The 14388-nt window shown below is 63.2% G+C and carries 9 protein-coding genes; all 9 read left to right on the top strand.

The window, feature by feature from the left end; all coding sequences use genetic code 11:
* Window positions 1–27: 27 nt before the first annotated feature.
* The 9 genes from ACZ445_RS13975 to ACZ445_RS13935 all read left to right on the top strand — a co-directional run bounded on the left by ACZ445_RS13975 (window position 28) and on the right by ACZ445_RS13935 (window position 14249).
* Window positions 28–2448 (top strand): TonB-dependent receptor plug domain-containing protein, encoded by a 2421-nt coding sequence (locus tag ACZ445_RS13975; protein WP_464708476.1) that lies wholly within the window; start codon window positions 28–30, stop codon window positions 2446–2448.
* A gap of 44 nt (window positions 2449–2492) precedes the next feature.
* Window positions 2493–4103: an ABC transporter substrate-binding protein gene (locus tag ACZ445_RS13970; protein WP_464708613.1), complete on the top strand. Its 1611-nt coding sequence runs from the start codon at window positions 2493–2495 to the stop codon at window positions 4101–4103.
* Window positions 4100–5050 carry an ABC transporter permease gene (locus ACZ445_RS13965; RefSeq protein ID WP_464708475.1) on the top strand — a complete coding sequence of 317 codons (951 nt, stop codon included), beginning with the start codon at window positions 4100–4102 and terminating at the stop codon, window positions 5048–5050. Before ACZ445_RS13970 ends, ACZ445_RS13965 begins: the two co-directional genes overlap by 4 nt.
* 3 nt (window positions 5051–5053) lie before the next feature.
* On the top strand, window positions 5054–5953 hold the full coding sequence (locus ACZ445_RS13960) for an ABC transporter permease (RefSeq protein ID WP_058426071.1): 900 nt from the start codon (window positions 5054–5056) through the stop codon (window positions 5951–5953).
* On the top strand, window positions 5950–7563 hold the full coding sequence (locus ACZ445_RS13955; RefSeq protein ID WP_179028479.1) for a dipeptide ABC transporter ATP-binding protein: 1614 nt from the start codon (window positions 5950–5952) through the stop codon (window positions 7561–7563). The genes ACZ445_RS13960 and ACZ445_RS13955 overlap by 4 nt, the downstream gene beginning before the upstream one ends.
* A 98-nt stretch (window positions 7564–7661) precedes the next feature.
* Window positions 7662–8198 carry a sterol desaturase family protein gene (locus tag ACZ445_RS13950; protein ID WP_464708473.1) on the top strand — a complete coding sequence of 179 codons (537 nt, stop codon included), beginning with the start codon at window positions 7662–7664 and terminating at the stop codon, window positions 8196–8198.
* 202 nt (window positions 8199–8400) lie between these two features.
* Entirely contained in the window at window positions 8401–9642 is a 1242-nt protein-coding gene (mexE, locus tag ACZ445_RS13945) for a multidrug efflux RND transporter periplasmic adaptor subunit MexE (RefSeq protein WP_058426088.1), read from the top strand.
* A 15-nt stretch (window positions 9643–9657) separates the two neighbouring features.
* Window positions 9658–12837: an efflux RND transporter permease subunit gene (locus tag ACZ445_RS13940; RefSeq protein WP_464708472.1), complete on the top strand. Its 3180-nt coding sequence runs from the start codon at window positions 9658–9660 to the stop codon at window positions 12835–12837.
* Entirely contained in the window at window positions 12834–14249 is a 1416-nt protein-coding gene (locus tag ACZ445_RS13935; protein ID WP_464708471.1) for an efflux transporter outer membrane subunit, read from the top strand. The genes ACZ445_RS13940 and ACZ445_RS13935 overlap by 4 nt, the downstream gene beginning before the upstream one ends.
* Window positions 14250–14388: the final 139 nt, after the last annotated feature.

Genomic DNA, 14388 nt, shown 5'->3' with positions numbered 1-14388 from the left:
CGCACCCACACCCTCCAGGTTATCTCCATGCCAGACATCGCACTCCCCACTCCCCTCAAGAAGTTGCCTCTTTCGCTGCTGACCGGCTCCCTGCTCCTGACCGCTGCGCCCGCCTTCGCCGACGATGCCCAGCTCGACACCGTCACCGTGATTTCCACCGGCCTGCGTGGCCAGCAACGCACGGTGGCCGACAGTCCGGCGCCGATCGATGTGATCAACAGCGACCAGTTGCTCAAGACCGGCCGCGCCGAGTTGTCCGAAGCCATCGCCAAACTGCTGCCGTCGTTCAACTTCGGCACCAACATCGCCGGCTACAACTCGGTGACCCGCCCGCTGAGCAACCACAGCCTGGGGCCGGCCTACACTCTGGTGCTGGTCAACGGTAAACGCCGGCATAACGGCGCCACCGGCCAGCGCGGTTCCATCGATAACAGCGGTGCGAATGCGGTGGACATCGACCTGATCCCGGTCAGCGCGGTGGACCATATCGAGGTGCTCAAGGACAGCGCTGCCGCGCAGTACGGTTCCGATGCAGTCGCTGGCGTGATCAATATCATCCTCAAGTCCAGTAAAAGCGGCGGTCACCTGGAGACCAGCTATGGCCAGTTGTATTCCGGCCAGGGCGAGACCATCAAGGTCGCGGGTGACCAGGGCTTCGAACTCGGCCAGGGCGGCTTCTTTCACTTCTCGGCCGATGCACGCAAACGTGGCAGCGCGTCGTGGAACGACAAGGCCGACAGCAGCGTGCGGGCGTTTGCCGACCCGGCCAAGGAAGCGACCTGGGACCGCGTGGCGATCAAGAACGGCGATCCCGACCTCAAGGCCTTCAACCTGGCCTACAACGCCGAACTGCCGCTGGAAGACCTGACGCTGTACTCGTTCTCCACCTATGGCGAACGGGATGCCGAGGCTGCCAACTACTTCCGCCTGCCCACGGGCACGGCGGCAGTGCCCGAGGTGTTTCCCGACGGTTACTTCCCGCTCAACAACATCAAGGACCGCGACTACCAGTTGCTGTTCGGCGGCAAGGGCCTGGTGGCCGACTGGAACTGGGATCTGAGCACCACCTATGGGCGCAACAACGTGCACCACTCCAGCGACCTGAATATCAACCCGTCGCTGGGCACGGCGTCGCCGACCAAGTTCGATAACCTGGCGACCTTCCGCTTCGAGCAGTGGGTCAACAACCTCGACTTCACCCGCCGCTACGACAGCCTGTTCAACCTGACGCCGCCGGTGCAGGTCTCCGCAGGCCTGGAACATCGCTGGGAGCATTTCAGTACGTTCGCCGGCGAGCGCGAGGCCTACATCACCGGCACTTACCCCGCCGCGTCTGGCGCACAGGCGGCGGTGACGATTCGTCCGGAAGATGAAGTCAGCCTGATCCGCAATAACTACGCCGGCTACCTGGACCTGGGTTTCGACCTGACAGACCGCTGGTTTCTCGACGTCGCCGGGCGGGTCGAGCACTACGACGATGATTCGGGAAACACCTTCGGCCTGAAAGTGAACTCACGCTACGAACTCACCGACACCGTAGCGGTGCGTGGCACCGTGGGCACCGGTTTCCGCGCGCCGTCCCTGACCCAGATCGGCTACACCGTGGCCGACAACCGTGTGGCGACTGATGTGAACGGCAACGTGGTACCGGCCGTAACGCGCCTGACGCCGTCCGGCAGCAACCTGGCCAAGGCGCTGGGCGGCGATGACCTCAAGCCGGAGAAATCGCGCAACCTGGGGCTGGGTCTGACCTGGCAACCGGCGCCGCGCACCAGCGTCACCGCCGACGCCTACCTGATCGACATCGACGACCGCATCGCCCTGACCAGCAACCTCTACGACCGTGGCAACGGCGCGATCAACGCCATTCTCGCCGCCCAGGGTGTACCGACCGGCACCTGGGTCAACTACTACACCAACGCGTTCGATACGCGCACCAAGGGCCTGGACGTGGTCGCCGACCACACCACGCCACTGGAGGCCTGGGGCGATGTGCGCTGGAGCCTGGGCTTCAACTGGAACAAGACCACGATTGAGGGCACACGCGACACACCGGCGGCACTGGCCGGTTCCGGCGTGACCCTGGTCGGCCGCGACCGCGAAGGCGACCTGACCGACGCGTCACCCAAGACCAAGTGGATCCTGGGCGCCAACTGGAAGGTCCGGGACCTGGCCGTCAACCTGCAAACCGCGCGCTACGGCGCGGTCAAGACCCTGGCCATCAACCCCACCGGCGACCGCAGTTTCGGCGCCAAATGGATCACTGACCTGGACGTCAGCTACACCTTCGTCGACAGCCTCACCGTCAGCATCGGTGGCACCAACATCTTCGACGTGCGCCCCGACAAACACGCGGTGTACAGCAACCTCGGCCTGGCCACCTACGGCAACCCGCCGTTCTACCCGGGCGGCGGCTACTGGTACACCAAGCTCGCCTACGACTTCTGATCCACACGCCACATGAGGGCACTCCATTGAATACCGCCAACTTGATGAGCCGTCTGCTGGCCCCCTGCGCCCTGGCGCTGAGCCTCGCCGCCTGCTCGCCCGGGCATGACACCCAGGCGGGCAAGACCCTGAACATCGCGTTTTTCGGCGATAACACCACCCTGGTCAGTGTCGATCCGTTCCAGGTCTATTGGCTGGAGCACCGCGTGCTGCTGCGCAATGTGGCCGAGTCCCTGACCGACCAGGACCCGGACACCGGCCAGATCATTCCCTGGCTGGCCAAACGCTGGGAAGTCAGTGACGACGCGCTGACCTATACCTTCCACCTGCGGGAGGACGTGACCTTCAGCAACGGCGAGCGCTTCGACGCCAAGGCGGTGAAAACCGCCTTCGACAGCGACAAGGTACTGGCCACCGAACTACCGGCCACCTTCGGCGCCACCTACCTGGCGGGTTATGACCACGCCGAAGTGGTCGACGACTTTACCGTCAAGCTGGTGCTGTCCAAGCCCAATGCGGGTTTCCTGCAAGCCACCTCCACCACCAACCTGGCGATCCTCGCGCCGGCTTCCTACGCGCTGAGCGTGAAGGAACGCTCCCTGGGCAAGATCATCGGCACCGGGCCGTTCGTAATGGCCAGCTACACGCCGGAAGTCGGTGCGCACCTGACCAAGCGCAAGGGCTACGCCTGGGCCTCGGCCAACATGCAAAACCAGGGTGAAGCGCACCTGGACGCGGTGGACATCAGCTACATCCCCGAAGAAAGCGTGCGCAACGGCCTGTTCCTGCAAGGCAAGGCCGACATCCTGTGGCCGCGCAACCCGTTCTCGGAAGTCGACCTGAAGTTGTTCCAGTCCAAGGGCGCGACCATCCAGAGCCGCTCGCTGCCAGGGCCAGCGCTGAACCTGTACCCCAACACCCGTGGCGAGCGCATCCTGGCCGACCAGAAGGTGCGCCGGGCCCTGCAAAAAGCCCTGGACCGCAAGAGTTACGCCAGTACGGTCTACAACGCCGAGTTCCCGGTGGTGGACGGCATCTTCGATGTGACCACGCCGTACTTCAAAAGCCAGGGCGCCAAGCTGGCCTATGACCCGGCAGGCGCCGAGCAACTGCTGGAGCAAGCCGGCTGGACCAAGGGTGCGGATGGTTACCGTCAGAAGAACGGCAAGCGCCTGAGCCTGAGCTACAACATCACCCCGGCCGAGACCGCCGGCGATGTGCTGATCCAGGACCAACTGCGCAAGGTCGGCATCGAGTTGAAACTCAGCGTGGTCACCCGCGCCGAATGGGTTGCCAACAACTCGGCGGGCAACTATGACCTGACCATCAACTACATGACCCGCGCCGACCCGATCATCCTGCAGACCATCCTCGATCCACGCAGCGCCAACAGTTCCACGCTGGCCACCAACACCTATGAACCGGCGGTGCTGGAAAAGGCCAAGGGCTTGTTCGACGCCGGCATCACGGCCACCCAAGCCCCGCAACGCGCTGCCGCCTACGGCAGCCTGCAGGATTTACTCATCGATGAAAGCTCCGCTTTCCCGGTGTATGAGCGCGTGTGGCAGGCGGCGACCTCGCCCAAGGTAAAAAACTTCCGCTGGACCGCCGAGGGCTTCGCGCTGCTGGGTGATATCGAGATCGGCACGCCATGAGCCGCTACCTGATCGGCCGCATCAGCCAGGCGCTGCTGGTGCTGTGGGGGGCGTACAGCATCACCTATTTCATTCTGTATCTGCTGCCGGGCGACACCTTGTCGATCATGCTCAGCGCGTCGGGCATGGAGGCCGATGCGCTGTCGGTGGAGGACCTGGCCAAGGCGCGGGCCTACTACGGCCTGGATAAAGGCCTGTTCGAGCAGTATGTCGATCTGCTGTCGGGGGCGTTGCGGGGGGATTTCGGGCAGTCGCTTTCACTGAATCGCCCGGTGGCCGAGTTGCTTGCCGAACGCCTGCCGCAGACCCTGTCCCTGGCGGGCCTGGCCATCGTGTTGTCGTTGCTCGGCGGAATCGGCCTGGCCTACCTGACCGCCTATATCCGTTGGCAACCGTTGAAAAAAGCCTTGGCGCGGCTGCCGTCGCTGGGGTTTTCGGTGCCGGTGTTCTGGATGGGGCTGTTGCTGATCCAGGTGTTCGCCTTCGGCCTCGGCTGGTTTCCGGCCACCGGCAGCCGGGGTCTGGAAAGCCTGGTGCTGCCGGCGATCACACTGGCGATTCCGAGTGCGGCGGTGTACGCCCAGGTGCTGCAACGCAGTTTCCAGGGGGTCTGGAAAGAGTCCTATATCACCACCGCCTACGCCAAGGGCCTGAGCCGTGGCCAGGTGCAGGCACGGCATGGGTTCAAGAATGCCGCGCTGCCGATCCTCACCCTGATCGGCTTGCAGGTGGGCAATACGGTGTCGGGCGCAGTGTTGGTGGAAACCATCTTTGCCCGCTCCGGCATTGGCCGCCTGGCCCAGGAAGCAGTGCTGCGCCAGGACATCCCGGTGGTACTCGCCATCGTCTCGGTGTCGGCGGCGGCATTTGTATTGGTGAACCTGCTGGTCGACCTGTTGTACCCGTGGTTCGACCCGCGCATCTCCCACACGCCAAAGGTGTCCTAGACCATGACCGTCCTTGAGCAGAACCTGGGCCGCAATCCCCTCCCGGCCAGCCCTGCGCTGTGGCGCCGCCGCAGCCGCCTGCAACGCGTGACGGCGACGGTCTTGCCCCTGTTGCGACGACCGGGGTTCAGCCTGGCGCTGCTGGTGGTGGTGTTTGCCTTGGTGGCGGCTGTGGCGCCGCACGGTTTGAGCAGCTTCGATCCTTACGCCACTTCGCCCGTCGACAAGCTGCGCGCGCCCAACCTGAGCCACTGGTTTGGCACCGATGAGCTGGGACGCGACCTCTATACGCGGGTGGTCCATGGCGCCAGCCTATCGGTCCTGGCGGCGTTTCTCGCGGTGGGCATCGCCCTCTTGGGCGGGCTGGGGCTGGGCATTCTGTCGGGCTTTGCCGGTGGCCGCATTGACGCGGTGATTATGCGCTTTGTCGATGTGCTGCTGGCCCTGCCGGGCCTGCTGCTGGCCCTGGCGATTGTCACGGCCATCGGCTTCGGCACGGTACCCGTGGCGATCGCCGTGGGCATCGGCATTGTTCCGGGGTTTGCCCGTACTACCCGCGCCGAGGTGCTGCGGGTCAAGACGCTGCCCTACGTCGAGGCGGCGCGCCTGGGCGGCGCCAGTTGGGGGCGCACCTTGCTACGGCACATCCTGCCTAACGCATGGGGGCCGGTGGCGGTGCTGGCGACCCTGGACTTTGGCGCCGCGATCCTGGCCACCGCAGGCTTGAGCTTTCTGGGTTTCGGTGCTGCGCCACCGGCTGCGGAATGGGGCACCTTGATCGCCAACGGGCGACACTTCCTGATCACCGCTCCTTGGGTTTCCCTGCTGCCCGGCCTGTTTCTGGTGGCCGTGGTGTTCAGCCTCAACCATATCGCCCGCACCTTCGAGGAGATCCAGCGATGAGCGCTTTAGTGGATGTACGCCAACTCAGCGTCAGCTATCGGCACGGCCACACGGCGGTCAATCGTCTGTCACTGAGCATCGCCCAGGGCGAGACCGTGGCGATTGTCGGTGAGTCCGGCTCCGGTAAATCGACCCTGGCCAACGCTATCCTCGGTCTGTTACCGGACACTGCGCAGGTCACCGCCGGCCAGCTATGGGTAGACGGCCACGACCTGACCCACGCCAGTGAACGCCAAAAGCGTGGATTGCGCGGTCGGACCATTGGCCTGGTGCCCCAGGACCCGATGGTCAGCCTCAACCCGACCCTGCGCGTGGGCCAGCAGATCGCCGAGGCGCTGATCCTGGCCAAGGGCAAACGCTACCCCGCCGTCGATGCGGACACTGTCGAACTGCTGCAACAGGTGGGCATCGACAAACCTGTACTGCGTGCGCGCCAGTACCCCCATGAACTCTCCGGTGGCATGCGCCAGCGTGTGCTGATCGCCATTGCCCTGGCGGGCAACCCGCGCTTGATCATCGCCGACGAACCCACCAGCGCCCTGGATGTGACGGTGCAGCGCAAGATCCTCGACCACTTGCAACGCTTGGTCAGCGAGCGCGGGATTTCGCTGCTGATCATCACCCATGACCTGGGCGTGGCCGCCGACCGCGCCGACCGGATCCTGGTGATGCAACACGGTGAAGTGGTCGAACAGGGCGCGCCAGGCCAGATCCTCGGCGCGCCACAACACGACTACACCCGCGCGCTGATTGCCGCTGCCCCGGCGTTCGCCAGGCGGCGCGAGCCCTTGCCGCGCATGGATTCGACACAACAACCGATCCTGAGCCTGAAAAACGTCGGCAAGACGTTTGTACTGCCCAGGGTCAAGGGTGAAGAATCAACGTTCGTGGCCCTTGAGGATCTCAGCCTGCAGGTGTTTCCCGGCCAGACCTTGGCCATCGTCGGCGAGTCCGGCTCGGGCAAGAGCACCGCACTGCGCATCGCCCTCGGCCTGGAAAAACCGAGCCAGGGCCAGGTCTGGTTCGAACAACAGGACGTTACCCACCTGAGCTGGCGCGACTTTCGCCCGCTGCGCCAACGCCTGCAACTGGTGCAGCAGAACCCGTTTGCCGCCCTGGACCCACGCTTCACCGTGTTCGAGAGCATCGTCGAACCCCTGGTGTCCTTCGGACGACTCAAGGGCGCCGCGCTGGAACAGGCGGCGCGGCAGTTGATCAGCCGCGTGCATTTGCCGGTCAGTTACCTGGATCGCCTGCCGCGAGAGCTGTCCGGCGGCCAGTGCCAACGCGTCGCTATCGCCAGGGCCCTGGCGTTGAAACCTGACCTGTTGTTGCTGGACGAGCCGGTCAGCGCGCTCGATGTGTCGGTGCAGGCGCGGATCCTTGAGCTGCTGGAAGAGCTGCAACGGGAAATGGGCATTGCCTATGTGCTGGTGTCCCACGACCTGTCGGTGGTGGCCAACTTTGCCCATGAGGTGCTGGTGTTGCGCAATGGACGGGTGATTGAACAGGGCTCGGTGGAGCAGATCTTCCATCGGCCAGCCAGCGAGTACACGCGGGAATTGATTGCGGCCATCCCTGGCCGGCAGGTTATCGCAAGCGCGGCGTGAGACCTGTGTCGCAGTGCCGTGCGAAACAGTTGTCGGCAACGGCGCGATCCCCGAGAATCGCGCCCCCGACTCTCGGGCACTTCAGGGATATTCCGCGCATGGCTGCTTCCAACAAATGGCTGATGTCGTCAGTCGCTTATTACCTCGATTTCTTCACCGTCCCCCTCTTTATCGCCCTCGCCCTCTTCCTCGCACCTTTCGACGTGGGACTGGCACTTACAGGTCTGCTGGCCTGGTCACTGGTGGAGTACTCGGCGCACCGCTTCCTGTTTCACTCGCTGTATCGCCGTGAGCACTGGACCCACCACGTCGACGTGCTGGCCTATATCGGTGTGTCGAGCTGGAAAACCAGCTCGACATTCGCCGCGCTGTTGCTGCTGGCCTGGTTCACCGGCTTGACGTCAGCATTTGTTGGCGCCGTGAGCGGGTACTTCTATTACATCTCGGTACATTACGTGATGCATCGCCCCGCGCATTGGGCCTATCGCTTCATTCCAGGCCTGGTGGCCAATCATGAGCTGCACCACCGTCAAGGTATCGAGAAGAACTTCGGTGTTTCTTCACCGTTGTGGGATCACATTTTCCGCACCTTCATACGCGCTGAGGCAGGCATCGGGGGTAATGAGCGCACCTGAAGTTCGCCTGTCCTTACAGCCCAGGCAAAAGACCTTTGTCATCACGCCTATTGATAGCCCCCTAACGAACCCCCCATGCTAGAGGGCTAATCTCGCGCTTATATCATTCCGAATGATAGTTACCTTTGCTTCATTCGATTCGTGACATAGCACATCGCCGCGCATGATCCGCCCATCTCAAATACATTGGCGGATGCACCTCATGGAACAGTCACTCAAACATTTGCGCTTCCCCCTGGCGATTTTGGCCGTGGTGGTGATGAGCGCGTGCGGCAAGAGCCCGGAACAAGCGGCCGCCATGCCAGCTGCCAAAGTCAGCGTGGCCAAGGTGCTGGAACAACCGGTCAACGAGTGGGATGAATTCACCGGTCGCCTGGAAGCCCCGGAAACCGTGCAGATCCGTCCACGCGTGTCCGGCCAGATCGACCAGGTGGCCTTCACCGAAGGCGCCCTGGTGAAGAAAGGCGACCTGCTGTTCCAGATCGACCCGCGCCCGTTCCAGGCTGAAGTGCGCCGCCTAGAAGCCCAGCTGCAACAAACCCGTGCCGCCGCGACCCGCAGCGATAACGAAGCACAACGTGGCGAACGCCTGCGCCAGAGCAATGCGATCTCCGCCGAACTGGCCGACTCGCGCACCACCGCCGCCCAGGAAGCCCGCGCCGCCGTCGCCGGGATCCAGGCGCAGTTGGACCTGGCCAAGCTGAACCTGAGCTTCACTCGCGTGACGTCGCCGATCAGCGGCCGCGTCAGCCGTGCCGAAATCACCGCCGGCAACCTGGTCACCGCCGATGTCACCGCGCTGACCAGCGTGGTGTCCACCGACAAGGTCTACGCCTACTTCGACGCCGATGAGCGTGTGTTCCTCAAGTACACCGAGCTGGCCCGCCAAGGCCGCCGTGGTGCAACCACCCCGGTGTACCTGGGCCTGTCCAACGAAACCGGCAACCCGCACCTGGGCCAGATGAACTTTGTCGACAACCAGGTCAACCCGGCCACCGGCACCATCCGTGGCCGTGCAGTGTTCGATAACAGCAAGGGCGAATACACCCCTGGCCTCTACGCCCGCCTGAAGCTGGTCGGCAGCGGCACCTACTCTGCCGTGCTGATCAACGACGAAGCCGTCGGCACCGACCTGGGCAAGAAGTTCGTGCTGGTGATGGAAGGCGACAAGCCGGCCTACCGCGCGGTGGAACTGGGGCCGAAGATCGAAGGTTTGCGCATCGTGCGCAGCGGCCTGAACAAGGACGACACCATTATCGTCAAGGGCTTGCAGCGCGTGCGTCCAGGGTCGCCGGTCGCCCCGGAAACCATTCCGATGGCCAGCAAGGAAACCCTCGCCGCCTTGGCCCAACAACGACAAGCGCTTGAAGCCAGCAACCTGGAGCAAGTGGCGCCGGAAAAAACCGCGCCCAAGCTCGCAGCCGTCGCGGCTCCACGCGGTTAAGGGAAACGACTCAAGATGAATTTTTCCAAGTTCTTCATTTCGCGGCCGATCTTCGCAGCGGTGCTCTCGCTGCTGATCCTGATCGCCGGTGCGATCTCGCTGTTCCAATTGCCGATCAGCGAATACCCGGAAGTGGTGCCGCCGACCGTAGTGGTGCGCGCCAACTTCCCGGGTGCCAACCCCAAGGTCATCGGTGAAACCGTGGCCGCTCCTCTGGAGCAGGCGATCACCGGCGTCGAGAACATGCTGTACATGTCCTCGCAGTCGACCGCCGACGGCAAGCTGACCCTGACCATCACCTTCGCCCTGGGCACCGACCTGGACAACGCGCAGGTACAAGTGCAAAACCGCGTGACCCGGACTCAGCCGAAACTGCCTGAGGAAGTGACGCGCATCGGTATCACCGTGGACAAGGCCTCCCCCGACCTGACCATGGTGGTGCACTTGACCTCCCCGGATCAGCGCTACGACATGCTCTACCTGTCCAACTACGCCTTGCTCAACGTGAAGGATGAGTTGGCGCGCCTGGGCGGTGTGGGTGACGTGCAGCTGTTCGGCATGGGCGACTACTCCCTGCGCGTATGGCTGGACCCGAACAAGACCGCTTCGCGTAACCTGACCGCGACCGATGTGGTGACCGCGATCCGCGAGCAGAACCGTCAAGTGGCGGCCGGTGCCCTGGGTGCGCAACCCGCACCGACCGCCACCGCGTTCCAGTTGTCGGTCAACACCCAGGGTCGCCTGGTGACCGAGGAAGAGTTCGAGAACATCATCATTCGCTCCGGCGCCAACGGTGAAATCACGCGCTTGAAAGACATCGCTCGAGTGGAGCTGGGTTCCAGCCAATACGCCCTGCGCTCGTTGCTCAACAACCAGCCGGCCGTAGCGATCCCGATCTTCCAGCGCCCTGGCTCCAATGCCATCGAGATCTCCAACGAAGTGCGCGGCAAGATGGAAGAGCTGAAAAAGAGCTTCCCGCAAGGCATGGACTACAGCATCGTCTATGACCCGACCATCTTCGTGCGCGGCTCCATCGAAGCGGTGGTGCACACCCTGTTCGAAGCGCTGATCCTCGTTGTGCTGGTGGTGATCCTGTTCCTGCAGACCTGGCGCGCCTCGATCATTCCGTTGGTGGCGGTGCCGGTATCGTTGATCGGTACGTTTGCGGTGATGCACCTGTTCGGGTTCTCGCTCAACGCGCTGTCGCTGTTCGGCCTGGTACTGGCCATCGGTATCGTGGTGGACGACGCCATCGTGGTGGTGGAGAACGTCGAGCGGAACATCGAACTGGGCCTGGAACCCTTCCCGGCGACTGAAAAAGCCATGAGCGAAGTGACCGGCCCGATCATCGCCACTGCGTTGGTGCTGTGTGCGGTGTTCGTGCCCGCGGCATTCATCAGCGGCTTGACCGGGCAGTTCTACAAGCAGTTCGCCTTGACCATTGCGATCTCGACGGTGATCTCGGCGTTCAACTCGCTGACCTTGTCCCCTGCCCTGGCGGCGGTGTTGCTCAAGAGCCATAACGCGCCGAAGGATGGGTTCTCCAAGTTCCTCGACAAGTTGCTGGGTGGCTGGTTGTTCAAACCGTTCAACCGCTTCTTCGACAAGGCCAGCCATGGCTACGTCGGTACCGTACGCCGGGTGATCCGTGGCAGTGGTATCGCGCTGTTCCTGTATGCCGGCCTGATGATCCTGACCTGGCTGGGCTTTGCCCACACGCCGACCGGTTTCGTACCTGCCCAGGACAAGCAATACCTGGTGGCCTTTGCCCAATTGCCGGACGCTGCGAGCCTGGACCGCACCGAAGACGTGATCAAGCGCATGTCCGACATCGCCCTGAAACAACCGGGTGTGGAAGCCGCGGTAGCCTTCCCGGGCCTGTCGATCAACGGTTTCACCAACAGCCCGAACAGCGGCATCGTGTTCGTGACCTTGAAACCGTTCGACGAGCGTAAAGACCCGAGCATGTCCGCCGGCGCGATTGCCGGTGCCTTGAACGGCAAGTACAGCAGCATCCAGGAAGCCTACATGGCGATCTTCCCTCCGCCGCCGGTACAGGGACTGGGCACGATTGGTGGTTTCCGCCTGCAGATCGAAGACCGGGGCAACCTGGGTTACGACGAGCTGTACAAAGAAGTGCAGAACATCATCACCAAGAGCCGCACCACGCCGGAGCTGTTCGGCCTGTTCACCAGCTACACGGTCAATGTGCCCCAGGTCGATGCCGCCATCGACCGTGAAAAGGCCAAGACCCACGGTGTGGCGATCAGCGACATCTTCGACACCCTGCAGATCTACCTGGGTTCGTTGTATGCCAACGACTTCAACCGCTTCGGCCGGACTTACCAGGTCAACGTGCAGGCTGAGCAACAGTTCCGCCTCGATGAAGACCAGATCGGCCAGCTGAAAGTGCGCAACAACAAAGGCGAAATGATCCCGCTGGCGACCTTCATCAAGGTCAGCGACACCTCGGGCCCGGACCGCGTGATGCACTACAACGGTTTTATCACCGCTGAAATCAACGGCAACGCGGCTCCGGGCTACAGCTCGGGCCAGGCTCAGGCGGCCATCGAGAAACTGCTGAAAGACGAACTGCCCAACGGCATGACCTACGAGTGGACCGACCTGACCTATCAGCAAATCCTCTCGGGCAACACCGCGCTGTTCGTGTTCCCGCTTTGCGTACTGCTGGCGTTCCTGGTACTGGCCGCCCAATACGAAAGCTGGAGCCTGCCATTGGCGGTGATCCTGATCGTACCGATGACCCTGCTGTCGGCGATTACCGGGGTGATCATCTCGGGTGGCGACAACAACATCTTCACCCAGATCGGCTTGATCGTACTGGTGGGCCTGGCGTGCAAGAACGCGATCCTCATCGTCGAGTTCGCCAAGGATAAACAGGCAGAAGGCCTCGACCCGCTCGCTGCGGTACTGGAAGCCTGCCGTCTGCGTCTGCGGCCGATCCTGATGACTTCGTTCGCTTTCATCATGGGTGTGGTACCCCTGGTGTTGTCCAGCGGTGCCGGTGCCGAGATGCGTCATGCCATGGGCGTGGCGGTGTTCTCCGGGATGATCGGTGTGACCTTCTTCGGTCTGTTGCTGACGCCAGTGTTCTACGTACTGATCCGTCGCTCGGTGGAGCGCAGCGAGGCGCGCAAAGCGGCCAAGGCCTTGAAGCTGGAGACACAGCAATGAGTGTGAAAGTATTCCTGCCGAGCTTGCTGGTACTGGCGCTGAGCGCCTGTGCCGTAGGCCCGGACTACAAGACCCAGACCCCGGAGGCGGCCAACATCACGGCCGCTGCCGATGCCAAGCAATATGACCATGCCAGGTTCGAAGGCATCTGGTGGCAGCAGTTCGACGACCCGACCCTCAACCAGTTGGTGACGCAATCGCTGCAAGGCAACCGTGACCTGCGCGTCGCCTTTGCCCGCCTGCGGGCGGCACGGGCGATCCGTGATGACGCCAGCAACGACGCCATGCCGACCATTACCAGCCGAGTCAGCAGCGACCAGGGCAAAGGCCAGATTCCGGGCCAGACCACCAGCCGGGTCAAGACCGAGCGTTACGATCTCGGCCTGGACATGGCCTGGGAACTGGACCTGTTCGGGCGCATCCAGCGCAACCTGGAAGCCACCGACGCCGACCAGCAAGCCGCCGAAGCTGACCTTTACCAGTTGCAAGTGACGATGATCGCCGAACTGGTGGATGCCTACGGCCAACTGCGTGGCGCGCAACTGCGTGAGCGCATCGCCCTGGACAACCTGAAGAACCAGCAGGAATCGCGCACCATCACCGTCAGCCTGCGCGATGCCGGTGTGGGCGATCAACTCGACGTGGAGCGTGCCGACGCACGCCTCGCAGCGGTTGAAGCCAGCGTGCCGCAACTGCAAGCCGAACAAGTGCGCGAGCGGAACCGCATCGCCACCCTCCTCGGCCAGCGCCCCGACAAGCTCAGCGTCGACCTGAGCCCCAAAGACCTGCCGGCGATTGCCAAGGCCTTGCCGATTGGCGACCCCGGGCAACTGCTGCAACGTCGCCCGGACATCCTCAGCGCCGAACGCAAACTGGCCGCCGCCACCGCGCGTATCGGCGTGGCCAAGGCCGACCTGTTCCCACGGGTCAGCCTCAGCGGCTTCCTCGGCTTTACCGCCGGGCGGGGTTCGCAGATCGGTTCGTCCGCCGCCAATGCCTGGGCCCTCGGCCCGAGCATCACCTGGGCCGCGTTCGACCTGGGCAGCGTGCGCGCGCGTTTGCGCGGCGCAGACGCCGAGGCCGATGGCGCCCTGGCGACCTACGAGCAGCAAGTACTGCTGGCGTTGGAAGAGTCCGAGAACGCCTTCAGTGACTACGGCAAGCGTCAGCAACGCCTGGTTTCGCTGATCCGCCAAAGCGAATCCAGCCGCGCCGCCGCCGACCTGGCTGCGATCCGCTATCGCGAAGGCACCGTGGACTTCCTGGTGCTGCTGGACGCGCAACGTGAGCGCCTGGCCGCCGAAGACTCCCAGGCCCAGGCCGAAGTGGACCTGTATCGCGGCATCGTCGCGATCTACAAGGCCCTCGGGGGGGGTTGGCAGCCGGACACGGTGGTCGCCAGCGCCAAGTGAGGTAAAGAGCTCCTTTGGTTGGTCGCATCCAGCCAATTTTTTGCCCTGCGGCCTATTCGGACGCGGGGCTTTTTTTTGCTTGTTGTTGGTTATGTCTTCGATTTGCATATGTTATTTAAGAAATCTCTTATATGACGAG

It is taken from the genome of Pseudomonas allii (genome assembly GCF_055380095.1).
Note: the sequence above shows the minus strand (reverse complement) of the source record. Positions and strands in the feature narration are given on the sequence as shown.

Excerpts from the sequence above, each read along its gene's own strand:
- ACZ445_RS13960 (WP_058426071.1), top strand. The coding sequence starts at position 5,054 with ATGACCGTCCTTGAGCAGAACCTGGGCCGCAATCCCCTCCCGGCCAGC.
- ACZ445_RS13975 (WP_464708476.1), top strand. The coding sequence starts at position 28 with ATGCCAGACATCGCACTCCCCACTCCCCTCAAGAAGTTGCCTCTTTCG.
- ACZ445_RS13940 (WP_464708472.1), top strand. The coding sequence starts at position 9,658 with ATGAATTTTTCCAAGTTCTTCATTTCGCGGCCGATCTTCGCAGCGGTG.
- mexE (WP_058426088.1), top strand. The coding sequence starts at position 8,401 with ATGGAACAGTCACTCAAACATTTGCGCTTCCCCCTGGCGATTTTGGCC.
- ACZ445_RS13935 (WP_464708471.1), top strand. The coding sequence starts at position 12,834 with ATGAGTGTGAAAGTATTCCTGCCGAGCTTGCTGGTACTGGCGCTGAGC.
- ACZ445_RS13950 (WP_464708473.1), top strand. The coding sequence starts at position 7,662 with ATGGCTGCTTCCAACAAATGGCTGATGTCGTCAGTCGCTTATTACCTC.
- ACZ445_RS13970 (WP_464708613.1), top strand. The coding sequence starts at position 2,493 with ATGAGCCGTCTGCTGGCCCCCTGCGCCCTGGCGCTGAGCCTCGCCGCC.
- ACZ445_RS13965 (WP_464708475.1), top strand. The coding sequence starts at position 4,100 with ATGAGCCGCTACCTGATCGGCCGCATCAGCCAGGCGCTGCTGGTGCTG.
- ACZ445_RS13955 (WP_179028479.1), top strand. The coding sequence starts at position 5,950 with ATGAGCGCTTTAGTGGATGTACGCCAACTCAGCGTCAGCTATCGGCAC.